At 40.0% G+C, this 14,021-nt stretch carries 11 protein-coding genes; 4 read left to right on the top strand and 7 right to left on the bottom strand.

Annotated features, from left to right (window positions below):
* Positions 1 to 123: 123 nt before the first annotated feature.
* From J2X69_RS19270 to J2X69_RS19260, 3 genes are all read left to right on the top strand, one after another.
* Entirely contained in the window at positions 124 to 564 is a 441-nt protein-coding gene (locus J2X69_RS19270) for a MauE/DoxX family redox-associated membrane protein (RefSeq protein WP_310107037.1), read from the top strand.
* 524 nt (positions 565 to 1,088) lie between these two features.
* Complete coding sequence (locus J2X69_RS19265; RefSeq protein ID WP_310107035.1) at positions 1,089 to 1,253, top strand: hypothetical protein; 165 nt, start codon at positions 1,089 to 1,091, stop codon at positions 1,251 to 1,253.
* 97 nt (positions 1,254 to 1,350) lie between these two features.
* Positions 1,351 to 1,605: a hypothetical protein gene (locus J2X69_RS19260; protein WP_310107032.1), complete on the top strand. Its 255-nt coding sequence runs from the start codon at positions 1,351 to 1,353 to the stop codon at positions 1,603 to 1,605.
* Positions 1,606 to 1,639: 34 nt separating this feature from the next.
* Here J2X69_RS19260 and J2X69_RS19255 read toward each other — a convergent pair whose 3' ends face one another.
* From J2X69_RS19255 to J2X69_RS19240, 4 genes are all read right to left on the bottom strand, one after another.
* Entirely contained in the window at positions 1,640 to 2,986 is a 1,347-nt protein-coding gene (locus J2X69_RS19255; protein WP_310107030.1) for a RagB/SusD family nutrient uptake outer membrane protein, read from the bottom strand.
* Positions 2,987 to 3,318: 332 nt separating this feature from the next.
* Entirely contained in the window at positions 3,319 to 6,525 is a 3,207-nt protein-coding gene (locus tag J2X69_RS19250; protein WP_310107027.1) for a SusC/RagA family TonB-linked outer membrane protein, read from the bottom strand.
* Positions 6,522 to 8,291 carry a thioredoxin-like domain-containing protein gene (locus J2X69_RS19245; protein WP_310107024.1) on the bottom strand — a complete coding sequence of 590 codons (1,770 nt, stop codon included), beginning with the start codon at positions 8,289 to 8,291 and terminating at the stop codon, positions 6,522 to 6,524. The genes J2X69_RS19250 and J2X69_RS19245 overlap by 4 nt, the downstream gene beginning before the upstream one ends.
* Positions 8,292 to 8,793: 502 nt before the next feature.
* A complete protein-coding gene (locus J2X69_RS19240; protein WP_310107023.1) occupies positions 8,794 to 8,994 on the bottom strand; it encodes a hypothetical protein in 201 nt (66 codons plus the stop codon).
* A gap of 391 nt (positions 8,995 to 9,385) precedes the next feature.
* On the opposite strand from J2X69_RS19240, the gene J2X69_RS19235 reads away from it, so the two are divergent.
* Positions 9,386 to 9,742, top strand: a complete 357-nt coding sequence (locus J2X69_RS19235; protein ID WP_310107022.1) for a hypothetical protein — start codon at positions 9,386 to 9,388, stop codon at positions 9,740 to 9,742.
* A 150-nt stretch (positions 9,743 to 9,892) separates the two neighbouring features.
* Here J2X69_RS19235 and J2X69_RS19230 read toward each other — a convergent pair whose 3' ends face one another.
* The 3 genes from J2X69_RS19230 to J2X69_RS19220 are packed head-to-tail and all read right to left on the bottom strand — an operon-like array spanning position 9,893 to position 14,020.
* Positions 9,893 to 10,903, bottom strand: a complete 1,011-nt coding sequence (locus J2X69_RS19230; protein WP_310107021.1) for a hypothetical protein — start codon at positions 10,901 to 10,903, stop codon at positions 9,893 to 9,895.
* Between the two features lie 43 nt (positions 10,904 to 10,946).
* A complete protein-coding gene (locus tag J2X69_RS19225; RefSeq protein ID WP_310107020.1) occupies positions 10,947 to 12,617 on the bottom strand; it encodes a restriction system-associated AAA family ATPase in 1,671 nt (556 codons plus the stop codon).
* Positions 12,614 to 14,020: a restriction endonuclease subunit S gene (locus tag J2X69_RS19220; RefSeq protein WP_310107018.1), complete on the bottom strand. Its 1,407-nt coding sequence runs from the start codon at positions 14,018 to 14,020 to the stop codon at positions 12,614 to 12,616. Before J2X69_RS19220 ends, J2X69_RS19225 begins: the two co-directional genes overlap by 4 nt.
* Position 14,021 lies beyond the last annotated feature (1 nt).

Genomic DNA, 14,021 nt, shown 5'->3' with positions numbered 1-14,021 from the left:
GGAATTATTCAACTGCCAGGCTAAAATTGGGACAATGTCCCACAAAATATTTTTTTTTCACAGCTGTGAAACCGGTATCCGGTTTAGTACCGAGTTTTAAGAAACACTAGAAAGAACCTGGTTATGATCGGAAAGCTGAGCAATATTTTATCCGTCCTGCTGGTGCTGCTGTGGACCTATACCGGCTTGGACAAACTTATCCGCTGGGATACCAGCCACAAAGCATTCCATAACCAGACCTTTCCGGCGGAACTGGCGGAAATACTGGCTTATACAGTACCAATGGCAGAGTTGCTGATTGCCCTGCTCCTGCTCTTTTCAGTCACGAGATGGTGGGGATATCTCTCAAGCATCCTCCTCCTTTCCATCTTTACTACTTATGTAGGCTTGATCTGGGTGGGAGCTTTTCCGAGAGTACCGTGCAACTGTGCGGGGATTCTGGAGAGTCTGGGATGGGCAGAACACTTCTGGTTGAATCTGGGGTTTATTGGATTGGCGGTGTGGGGATTGAGTCACAGAGATGCACAGAGAAAATGTGAGATACACGGAGACCTTACAGGTTAAGCGGTTGAAAGCTGGAGATTAAAGGTTAAGGGTTAAAAGGTTAACCTGTACAGCATGGTGAGAATTTAGATTAATGTATCTCCAGACATTGTAAAAACAAAGCAATGCCGTAGGCATGGCAGATTTGTAGCCTAGGGTTTTAACCCTAGGTTGAATAAGGAAACAAGGCCATTTCCCTCGGACATGAGGTATAGTGATAAGACGGAGGCTTCTCCCGAGGAGATCTGCAGAGTTTGTGAATTATCGGATTAGAAATCCTACGATAACAGCGCAACACTTATCGGGAGTCGAGCAGCAAGTAGAATTTGAATTGTAAAGTTTACCTATCAACTAAAGGCAGTCATGAGACTGCATTATCCACCGCACAAGTCAGGAGACTTGCGCGAGCTGGCCTTTACCAATACCCAATAAAAAAGCCCAAGGCGGATGCCCCGGGATTTTAACAGGTTGTTAAGCTTTAATTGATATAGAAACATTGTGCTTCTATGGAACAAATTTACCCAATAAACCTGATTAAGCGCTAAATGCTAATCAAACATGAAATAAAAACGGGCAGGGACATTGGTCAGATCCCCACCCAAAAAATAGCATTACCGGAGGATCATTTCTCTTACCGGCTTGGGCTAAGAGACAAGCCAACGCCGATGAACCTCCACAGGGAGAAGCCGAAAATCCTTAAAACAGAGTAGGCATTTTAACCACTTCCGGTAAGAAGCACGCAGCTTTTGCTCCGGAAAACCCAAACGGTTTCACCTGTTTTTGATTTGTTAAAAAACAGGACACTATATGAAGAAGCTAGAGGGCAAGTTGCCCCTAATCGCGTTTGTTGTAGCTGCCTTCGCGGCAGTTGCATTTACAGGTCCTAAAGATCTTCAGCCAGAATATGGGCTTGATGGATCCACTTGGAGAAATGTAACGAATATTACTCCAGGTGAGGATACCTATGAGTGTAATGATTCAAATCTGGTTTGTACCAGATCTGCAGCTAATCCTTCTGCGCCAATGGTAAAAGAAGGGACATTTATATTCCATGGAGAATAGTCCAATTAATTGGGGAGGATATTCCTCCCCTCTTTTATAACTTATCATTGAGTTCATTTTCCCTTGGGGGAATAGGAAATGTGTAAAGAGGTGAATGCGGAGGAAGTTCAGTATCAACTTCATTCCATTTTCTATTTAGAGTTTCTGCATATTCAGTCTCTTGATTATATCTTCTCAGATCCAACCACCGTACTCCTCTAAAAACCAACTCTTTTCGCCTTTCTTCCATGATGATTTTTAACAGTTCCTTTTCGTTTAAATTCTGATAAGCCTCAAATGCTCCTTTTACGTAACGGTTCATCAATAAATAATTCAAATCCGTCAAGGCAATTTCTCTTTGGCCCATCCGAACAGCTGATTCCGCACGATCCAGTAAAACTTCATCGGTTGCCATCCCTCCATACATGGTAGACTCTCCTGTATATTTACCATAAACATTATATAATCCAGGGGTTGAAGAAGCTCTGAAAAACACTTCCTTCCTTAGATCCAGAGAATCGTATAGGTCATAAAGCTCAGGATTTACATAAGTTTGAGTGCTTGATGTAAACCTTCCTGTAAACATATGTGCATGATGTATTACTTCTGCATTAAAGCGGGGGAAACTGTACCTTAACCCAGAATCCCAATCATTGTAATCCATCAAGGAATCATCAATTTCAAGTGCATTCGATGAATGCTCCATTGCCTTTTCGTAATTTTGAATAGACAAATATATTCTGCTCAAAAGAGCTTCTGCGGCCCATTTAGATGCCCTCGTTGGAATATCAGCCTTATTCGGGAGAAGTTCCCTGGCTACTTCCAAATCCTCTATAACAAAATTGTAAACCTCCCCAATTGAAACCCTTTCGCTTGTAGCATTTATATCTGCATTTTTGCGTAACGGAATCCCTTGGGCTTCTGGCTTTTGGGGATTAAAAGGTTCTGCAAACTCCTGTACGAGTGAAAAATGAGCAAATGCCCTGTAAAACCTTGCTGCCGCATCGAGCTGTAACGCTCTATTTTTCTCTTCCTGCGAATTCGGAGAATAATCTCTAACGCCTTCAATAACCAAATTGGCATAGAATACCTTTCTGTAAGAAAATGCCCAGTCTACTCCTGCATCATTGGGAAGATATAAGTCAGGCTGCCATAAATATGCACCCCGTTCTTCCAGTGTCATCTGACCCAAGAGAGAATTGTCAATGAACAATTCATCTGAACTTAAAAACCCCATCTTTGGCACAGAATTCATTGATCTGGGCTCTGCGTCCAGCAAAGCCTGAAAATCATCTAACGTATTTGGGATCACCATCTGTTTTTGGGGTTTCTCATCTAAAAACCCTTCACAGGATAGAAGTAGTGCGATCAATAGAAATAAATAGTATGCAGAAATTCTCATAGGATTTCAATTTGATTTTTAGTGATCACATGAAATCGCGCATGTATTAAAACCGTCACACGGTGTGTTCCCCTAGCTATGGAATCATGCTTGATTTCACGTGTTTAAAATTTGTTTAAGGCTACATAACCTGTATCCATGTCGATTAAGGATAATCTTTCACATAGAATAATCATCCAACTGTATGAATTATACATTATGCTCAATCTGATAAATTTATAGTTCAGTAAATTATCAGGCGGAACACAATGACATTTACCCGGGTAAAAAGTTAGTGCCTGAGAAGAAACAACCTGTTCTTACTCCATATCCCTTTATCCCGGATATCTTGTTTAGAAATTGATAGACAGACCGAATGAATAAGTCCGTGGAACCTGAAAGTTCCTGAAGTCAGGATCTATCACATCTTTGGCAGCTTTCCAGATGAGTCCAATGTTATCGATATAGCTATAGAGTTGAATATTCTGGAATGGAAGCCCAGGAAAATTATTCTTATCAAATGTGTAAGCCAGCCTCACGTCCTGCAAACGGATATGATCCCCTTTCCTAACCCTTCGGCTACTGATCCGATCAAAAGCACTCCTTCTAGGATCAATCCCCAGGGGATCAGATGGAACTGATGTGACAATCTCGTCACCAGGATTTTGCCATCTTAACGAATAATCAGAATGTCCAATCTCCCCTTTGTTAAGATTATCATATTCCACAGATTCTTTTTTGAAATAGTAGCCTAATCTATAGGAAATGTTTGCTGACAATTCAAATCCATTCCAGCCTAGGGTATTTCGCCATGCGCCAAAATGGGTAGGAATTGCAGAGCCTGCTAATTCCAGGTTTTCCACTGATGTCTGATCCATTATTGCCGCATAATCTGTACTGGACTCTCCATCCAATATTCCCATTGGATCACCGGTTGTCGGGTCAAGGCCTGGAAAAGGATAAGAGAAAATGCTGTAAAGAGGATATCCTTCCACTGGAGCCGGGCCTATACCGGCAAGACCAGAAGAGTAACCCGCCACCTGATCCGGAGAAGGGTTTTGTGCATAAGAAATGACGTTTTCTTTTACTGAACTATAAAACAAGCTTGAATTCCAAAATAAGTCACCTTGTAAAACCCTGACATTTAACGATAAATCCATACCATGCGCATTTGTCTCCGCATAATTTTTGGTCACGGTAGAAACTCCTGATGACGGGTAAGTAGGCATGACACCAAAGAGGTCAACTCCCCGTTTACTATAATACTCCAGTGAACCGCTAAGACGCTGTTTCCACAGCTCATATTCAACACCTACATTGACGATCTTGATACGTTCCCAACGTAACTCTGGATTAGGAGGATTTAAAACAGAAAGCCAGGGTTGTCCTACCCAGCGATTGCTGGATGCATCAAAATACTGAGCCGTCGTATAGGCAGTCGCTGCCGGATTCGTATTTCCATTATATCCATAACTGGCTTTTAATTTCAGATAGGAAACAAGTTCGGTATCCATCCAGCGCTCCTCTGAAATAATCCACCCCACCCCTGTGGACCAAAGTGGTACAGCTCTCTCATTAGTGCTCACTCCATAGAGGTTGGAAGCATCCTTTCTGGCTGAAGCAGTCAGTATATATCTGTTTTTGTAAGTATAACCCGCATTTGCAAATCCAGACAAAAACCTATCAGTAGAACCCGAGAAATTCTGTCCAAAAGGAATCTGATAAAAGAACCCTGTATGCAACTGCGGATAATAATTCACATAATCCACAGGTTTTGAGATTCCGCTGATCTCATCTACTCCATAGGCTCTCTGGGACTGAGAATTGCTTTGGAAATCTTTTAATTCAAAACCTGCCAAAGCTGTCAGTTGATGAACATCATCCCATGTTCTGTCAAAGTTGAGTTGGGATCTCCAGGTATGGCTATAAGAATGGGTGCCGGATAGGTCATTTATTCCGCCTAACGGTACATTCCGGATGACTGATCCATCTTCCCCAACTATGGAAAAGACATTGATCAAATCTCTGGCAAAATATGAATCAGCAGAATTAAGCCTATCATTCCCGGCGTACGACTGCCAGTACTGATAGTTGGACTGGATGGATAATCCGTTAAGAATCTCAAAGGAGATTTCAGGATTGATCCTGAATTCGATTTCTGAATTATCTATTCTGGACTTACCAAATTCATTGACCGGAAAATACGTCCAATCCAGAAGCTCAGTAGCCTCCATATCCTGTTTGAACCTATTACTGTAATCCCTGAATACCGGTAACGGCTCGCCTCTTTCATCACGTAAGAGATCATAAGGTTCCAAACCACCGAACTCTGGCGAACCATTGGTACTTCCACTGTGTACCAGGTAAGTTCCCAAAGAAAATTTGAATCGCTTGTCCATCAACTTCCAGGATTGGCGTGCATTCAGCGTTATTCGCTCTGTGGAGCTACTGATTTCCGTATTTTTGTTATGATCATATCCTAAGCCCAGAAAATAGGTATAATTTTTTGTGCCTCCGGATAGGTTCAACGCATATTGCTGATGTAGAGATGGCCTGTATAGATTCTCCTTTAATTCAGTCCGCAGATCTCTGCTCTTGAAACCATCCAACCTGTTGTCCAATTCACTTTGAGTGATTTCACCGTTTTTAAATTGATAGAGGCTTTCTACTACAGGAGATATTTTTGCCTGGTTATAACTTTGATAAAAGCCATCAAAATACCCTTGCCCAAACAGACGCTGCTCCACTTCCACAAAATCTGAAATGCTCATCTGAGGAACGTAAAAAGGGTCAAAAGCCTTTCCTGAAGTGATATTGCTTGTGAAATTTACACGTAGAGGACTTTCAAAATCACCTCTTTTGGTAGTGATGACTATTACTCCGTTCCCGGACTTGGCTCCCCAGATGGATGCGGCGGCGGCATCTTTCAATACGGTGATAGATTCCACATCATTAGGATTGATATTTTCAACAGGCCCATCATAGGCCATATTGTCCACGACAATCAAAGGCTGACGATCTGAGAGTAAGGTGCTGCTACCCCTGATACTAACGCTCTCCCCTTTGTCGAGATCCGGTCTGTCCCGGCTAAAGATCAGGCCTGGTGTGAGATCCTCCATCCTGTCTAAGATATTGGCACTTACTCTCCTGTTAATTAGTGCCTTATCCAGATGTGTAAAAGAACCCGTAGCCCGTTCTGCCGAAAGCTCCTGAAATCCGGTAGATAATACTTCCACAGCTGCTAAGCTCACCTGATCCTCCTCTAATAGTACCGTGATCTCTGAATTTCTGGTAATATCCACTTCTATCGTCTGTGACGTGTATCCGATGAAACTAAAGACAAGTTCAGCCCGGTTGACGGGAAGTTCGATGGAAAACCTGCCTTCTCTATCAGTCACTCCGCCTATGGCATAGCCTTTAATCAGGATATTAACCCCTGGGATGGGAGCCTCACCGGATACGTCTAACACTCTACCTTTAATAGCAGAGTCATTATTTTGTCTGGCCTGAATGTCCATTCCAACAAGCAGGAATAGTACGGTTAGTATATATATTTTCATGGTATGAGGTTGCTCGGATTGAGATAGGAAAAGGTATTTGGAGTTGATCCATTCAATAGCAGGCTTAAGAATCTATCCCGGAAATCGGCATATTTTCCGCCCTTGAGACTCAGGGAAAGTAGTTTTGCATCTTCATCCAGAAGCATTGTGCGGGGATAACCTGTAATCAGGTAATAATCAAGCCATGCGCTCCATTGTCTGGATGGGAGGTTAGTATTGATCAGAGAACTATCGGAGTAAGTGTCTATGGATTCTTTCCATAGCCGTGAGTCATTATCTACTGAGACTGCCACTATTTTAAATCCTGTTTCTTCAGCCAGTTCCTCATAAAGAGGCCAGAGGTAATTTTTAAAAAAGCCCTCGCTGGCAGCACAAGAGGAAAAATAAAAGTATAGCAGTGTAGGCGAACCTTTGAGGTCCTCTTCCTTTAACTCATCTCCGGTAAATGAAGTCAACGCAAAAGTCTGTAAAGGAACATGAAGAGTAAATCTATTTCTATATTCCTGCAAGTTGTCGCTCCACCGGGAGGTAGTAAGGAGAGGTAATACCTGATCGATCAAAGCCAGGGGTTCTACCTCTCGTGTTAGATGCTTTACTGTGTAGTCAACCAGAAGTCTATCGCTTAGCTCTCCCTGGAATTCCGTTTTAACCACCTCCTGAAACATAGAGTTAGAAATGATTGCCTGATTCTGTACCCATTCAGAAGCGAATAGAAGATACCCTTCAGTCAAAACCGATGCGGAAAGTGCTGAAAAATAAGGCTTAACTTTTGCCAGAATCTTAGGCATTTCATTCTGGAACAGTTCCAAAGCCATAGAATCACTTTGAATTTTTGCCATGCCATAGCCATATCTTCTGGCAGCACTTAGCTGGGAACCATAGTACTGTCCAAGCATCTGGGATTTAAGCAAACTGTATTGTTTTGGCGACAATAGATTTTTTCTAGACTCCAGAACGGTAAACCCAGGAACCTTATTCTCGTCTATTTTAATCAGTTCCAAGTCCCTCCTCAGCCCGTCTTTCCCTTGCTCCAGAATATGCAGCCTGGCTCCAAACTGCCCTTCTGCCAGTTCCAGCCGTTCCCGGTTATTGTCTCTGTCCAATAGTGCTTCCCTGTCATTTTCATAGAGGTATCTTGGAGAATCAAAAATTTCCTGCTTTTGTGCCCTTGTCACTTGGTATTGCGTCTCCAACCAATCACCTGCAGGACCTCCGAATACGATCATCGTCCGCTGTAGGTCTATGGAAATTTTAATGCTGTCGCCGGGGGAAATCAAATAATTCTCGAGGATAGGCCTATTATCCAGCTTTAGATTGATATACATCACGTCTGAAAGAGCAGGAATATTCGCGTGGAACTTCTGTACCCGTGGATCTAGGATGCCGTCAAAGAAAGTTCCATGAGTGGTAAATAGCTCTAACTCTTCCTGAGGATGGGAGTTATTGAATCCAAGAGGAGCTACCTCCACTAGTAAGGAGTGGAGCGAATCAGGATTGATGATCTCCCCATAGATCAATGCTCCCTCCGAAGCAGAAGAGCCTTCGCCCTTCTGCCCTTGGCCGGAGTGATCAACCAAACCATTTTTCTCCGGCAAAGTATCGGGACGGATTTCTCCGCCCCGATGGGTGTCTCCTTGTTCAGGGGAGACTTGGGGCACAGACCTATGAAGAAAATCCGCCCCGGGTGAATCAGCAACTTGTGCTGTCGTGGTGCTTGTGGGTACGCATAGGTATCCCAGTAAGCAGATGAGTAATGTTTTTTTCATGTGCTTTTAGTGTTTAAGCTGGAAGACGGGAGACGGGAGACGGAAGTGAGCACCGTCATTGCGAGAAGCTCCTTAGAGCGACGAAGCAATCTCAGTCACAGTAGGCAGTCTCAGTCGCAGTTTTCAGCAGTCAGTGTTACCGTCACTGCGATCCGCCACAGGCGAGAAAAGCAGTCTCAAGTGTTACCGTCATTGCGAGGACGAAGGACGAAGCAATCTCAACGTGCTGAGCACATTCTTACGAGACTGCCATCCCGATTCATCATCGGGACAGGCTGTCAAGCCACACTCCTATCGTCGTGTGCCTTTCCTCCCTCCTTCGGCGGACAGGCGCAATGACGTCTCCGAACCAGACATAGTTCTTCCACCTCGTCCCAACCGACCAACCACTTGTGGTGAGCCCGTCGAACCAGCAAAATGAATAATATGATGTACCGTATATGTAGTAACCGATCTGCTCAGGGAGGTGCACCTCCCCTTTCTCGGCGATGGCCGGAATCCCTCAAATAGGATTCTTGGGCTTCAGGGGATACAGGCGATCTACCGCGGCGATGCCGTGTACCTCTGGAAGGATGTAATAGGTTCCGATAGCTATCGGAATAGGCAGAGAACTAACTGACCCGCTTACCAACAGAGCATACGCTCCCAACCTGTGGATCCTACAGGATACTGTCTGCGACAGAAAAGGAAGTAACTTAATCATGCTCGTTTTCATTAGAAATGAAAAATGGTAAAACGAGTCTTATAGAAATGGACAGCAAACACTTACTAAAAAGTAAGGGCGAGCAAAACTCCAAACTCTATTGCCACATGGCTCTGACAAGCCACCCCTGCTTTCGCAAAGGTCCGAACAATAGAAATAAGGAGAGAGCCCGCCCTATGCACAAATATAAGGCTAAGGCCCGTCTCACTTACCCTCGTTCGGAAAATTGTCAGATTTTGTGACGAGGCTCGTAAAACAGTACCGTTAAATACTATAGTTAATAAAAGGTTATTCCTTAATAATCAGATTTTAACATAATGCTAATCTAATGAATTAATTCATTTTACGCTATAGCGTAAAAGAAAAAATTTAAGATTTTTTTGATTGTGCCATGGGAAAGGTCAATAAGCAGATTGTAAAAGGCAAAATTTCAATTATATTCTTGTCTAGAATTGCTGATTTGAACGATAGGAAAAAGGAGCTTCAGGAAGCAGGTGACCCCAAACCTATTGGTCTCATCTATAATTTCTCAGAACTTGCTCTTGGAATAGAAATGAGAAATGCAACGATCACGGCAATAATGAGGTGTCAATCTCTTCCTCTTTTTACAACTATTCTAAACTGCCTTGACACTTTTGATATGGACTTAAAAACGTTTGGTAAGCTTTACCAAGAAATTCCTGATAATAAAGCATTAGCACATTGTCAAAAAATGGAAAAATTATATCCAGGCAAAAAAACAACGTAACTTTTTACTATTTTAAGTAATATCTTTGCAGCCATCAATTGGAAAATCTTATTAGTTCTGAATAGTAGTTTTTGATTAGTGATGAGGTGAAGGGAGGTAAATACTAAAATGGTTTTAACTACCCCCCCCAAAGTCAAGTAATTTAAAGCTTTAATTGGAAATGATTGAACTACCACTAACTTCATCCATTGCTTTAATCAAGTGACTATTAGATTTCATGCTTTTTAGGTATGGTGTTTTTAAAAAACCCAAATACTTATTTGAATCAGTTTCAATTACTTTATCAAAGGCAGCTTCATAAGTAGTTAAAGTTGTATCTGGATCTCTATATATTTGTCTAACATCATCAAGCCAACTAACACGATTGTCTGCAACTTTGCCAAAGTACCTTGTCTTAATATCAAAAATTCTATTCCATGATTTGGTTTTATCATCTTGCAGATTAAAGTCTACTTTAATCTCAGATTTAGTGATTTTACTCTTTAAGTCGTTTGTTGGTTCAATTAGCTTTTTTAGTACTTTTCTGTCCACATCAACAGAAACATCAATATTGGGATGATTTTTAGCAAACGGATAATATATAGGCTTACCTTCCTTAAGCACATCAACTTCACCTTTTTCATCTGAATTGCAAGTTGTACAGATTGGAACCAGATTATTAAAGTTCGTTGAGGAAAACGGGTAGTGCTTTTGCGGAAGATAATGGTCAAATGCCGATCTTCCTTTTGAGTAAATTGTCTTTAGGTCACCGTAACCGCAGCAAGGACAATGAATAAAGCCATTATTCAAGTTCAGCTCATCATAATATGTTTTCTTTTCTCCATAAGAATCCCGAATTGCTTTCCAACCTAAAAAATTGGTATACAATTTTTTGAAGAATGGTTTTACTACTTTGACTAAGGCTTTATTTAAAGTACTAAGAGCAATTGGAGCAATTGTTCGATCACAGAGTTCCTCAATCCTATTATTATGAGCGAATGCAGTTTTAAAATCCTCTTTTTCCTGAATTGTTAGTGATTTACAAACTTTGTAAATAGCCTTGACCTGTTCTTGAAACCAGGGTTGATCTTCATACAAGGCTTTTAGTTCATTATTGAGTTTGCTTTTACATTGCTTGTTATCTGCCTTACACCATACTTCATTAACCAAATACTCAATCAAGTTATGAGCTTTGTAAATGTCATGTGATATGGACTTATATACCTTAAGCATCTATATCTTCTAATTCATTTAATCGTGCAAACAATAGTATCTTTTCCATAGAATCACCAAGATGGTTAGTACGCAATTTATATTCTTGAACTTCTTTTGGGGATAATTTCTTCCTGTTTGCAATTTCCTTTTGGATGTCTTCTATTTCTTTTCTTGAAAGATCACCAATGGTATTCCGTTTTTTGAAAATGTTTTCCATGATGATATCAACAGAAGTGCCATAAGTTCTAAAGTTCATATCTCTGGCATTTATTGGTTGTTTTCCCTTTTCAAAAGCAATTACCTTATCAGGATAACAGTCTGAAATAATGAAAGGTGAATGAGATGTAATCAGGATATCTGTCATTAGATTATTGCTTTGTGAGTGATCTAAACTCTTCTTTAGAGTTCGGATGAACTTTGATCGCCAATCAGGATTAAAATGCGTTTCAGGCTCATCTAATAATAACAAAGCACTTTTGTCTTTCAGCATCAGACAAATCCCCATAGTATGTAAAAACTGCTGCTCGCCATCTGAAAGGTTCTTCATAAGCAATGGAACAACTTCTTTGGAATCAGGATATTTTTTCTTGATATAGTAATCAAGGAAAAAGAAAACTTTTTCTTGAGGTTCTGGAATTGGCACTTTTCCATCCGTATAAAAACCTTTTGATTGGTACACATCAGATTTTATCTCAGGTTTTACAGTTCGATAGTTTAATGTGTAAAGAATTTGAAAGGATTGAAATAGTTTAAAAGGGTTGTTTGAAAAGTTAGCTTTGAAAGCTTCTTTACTAGCCGAATTAATCCAAAAATCTAAAGTCAGTTTGTTTTTCTCTTCGTAACACGCGGTAGCACAACGCTTAAATGCATCTATAACCTCTTTGTATTGTTCAAGAATTTTTTTGTTTTCATGGGTGTGCAGGTTGAGATTCATTCGGAAGCGAATAATATCTGCAATTCCCAATTCTCTGTGCAAGGGCTCTAAGACTTCTTTTTTCTGAAAGATTAAATTGGCTAAAAGTACAGCTTGGCTCATTTCGTAATCAACGTATAGCAAACTGCTTTCAGGTTCTTTATATTCTGCTTTCTTTTCCAGAGCAACTCGGTACTCGTCAAAGTGAAGAAGGCGAGTTTTTAAAAACGGAATGCTTAAAATTTCATTTTCACCCGAAGAGTAACCTATTACCAAATCTGGTAAGTAGCGTTTCGCAGGTGCGGGGTCTGTCGCAAACTTTTCTGCGACAACTGAAACTAGAATTGGCTCTTTGTCAAATGGAAAAGGTTGGTAAGACATTACAGGTAACCCATCTTCCTTTTTATTCTTTTCTTTCTTACTAATGAAAACCCTGATTAAGTTTTCAATTTTATATTCCTGATCCTGACAGAGATAATACTCCAATTCAAAGGCATTGGGTTTGCAGCGTTCAGGTTTAAAATTGTTTTGAAAGTTTTCGGGTTGATTGACATTTGCACAACTCTCAATATGATAGAAAATACTGGCAAGAGCTTCTAATACATTTGATTTGCCACTTCCATTTAGGCCTGCAAAACAAAAGGGGTGAAAATCGGACCAATCTATTTGTTCAGGGATTTGATCCTCATATGGGGTTCTGAATTGAAGTTTGAAACCTTCTTTAATACTCCCATATTCTGAATTGATATGTAATTTTAGAAGCTTCATTCAACAACTTTGAGTTTTATTTCATTTTTATCCATCACTTGTTCAATGCTTCCATCCTCAAGTAATTCTCTTAATCTATCCCAAGCGATATCATATGATTCAAACTTGGAAAATTGAGGCTCTTTACAATCAATCCATTTCAATAAATACTTCAAACGGTTACCTTGCTTCAAATCTTCTTTATTAAATTTTTGTAAAAGTGTTTCAAATACTTCATCTTCATCTATCTCTTCATTTTTAAAAGAATCCTGCAGATAGGCTTGAAAAAGTATTTGTAGAAATTCTTGTTGATTCTCAAGTTGAAATCTGATTTCTTGAAATTTCAGATAGGTTTTTTCATATTTTACTTGTAGTTCAATTGGAGGAAGCAGAATAAGCTGTTCAAGAAACTTTGACCCACTTATGTTTGCAAGGTTTCCTGATAACCGTGCTTTATTTCTTAAAACCATTTTTCCGAAATCAGAATTAAAGAAGCTTGTCAGATAATATGGGTTAAGAATGGTTTCATCTAGTTCTATTTTTACTAAATACCCTGCGAATGTGTATTCAGTTCCGTGATTCCAAACCGCAATTTTTCCAACTAATTCTGGACTATTAGTTCTGTTGAATAAAACATTGCGATTCTCTAAGTAAAATGTTTTTTCTTCTTTTTCCGATAACTCTATCCATTTTAAATCATTGAGATCGGTTTCGCCAGAATATGTTAAGTTATTCATGCGAAGCATAGGTTTTCCTTTTCCGCTAGAATTGGACTTTTTTCCTATACCTTGAATTCTATTCTTAACACCATTAGATTCTTTTAAAGATATGTATTCCCATTTTGTTGATTTTTCAAGAAACATCTCTAAAAAAACGGATCGGATGTATTTATCTAGTAATTGATTTGTATCGACTCGTTTATCAATAAGCTCTTGAATTCTATTAAGTCGACCAATAATTTTGTACTGGTCCTCAATATATTTAGGAAAAACAGCTTTAACTCGTTTAAGGAGTTTGTTATTAAGCATAGATAAAACAGAGGTATTGGCCTTGTTTTCCAAAATCCTTTTATTCAACCGAACCCAGTAATAAAATAATTCAGGAAGAATGATGTCCTCATTTACAAGTATTCCTGTCAATTGTTGATTTGATGCAACAGGCTTTTTGACAATTGCTGTTTTCCCAATATCTCCTATCGTAGAAATAAGAACTGTTTCTGATTGAAATAAAAATGCCTTATTGTCTTCCAAGGCGATTTTAGATATTTTTCTTTCAGAATCTTCAGCAAGTTTCTGTCCCTTTAAGTCTGAAGGTCCAATCCAAGGAATCTCTCCATCAAAATATTCTGGATTGGAGGTAGGTGGTGTTTTCCCCGTTTTCACTTCTAATGCTAGTTCACCGATAGTATATTCTACAAACTCCATA

The organism is Algoriphagus sp. 4150, from assembly GCF_031457395.1.
In the GTDB taxonomy this organism is placed as follows: Bacteria; Bacteroidota; Bacteroidia; order Cytophagales; family Cyclobacteriaceae; genus Algoriphagus.
This window is presented reverse-complemented; position numbering and strand designations above follow the sequence as displayed.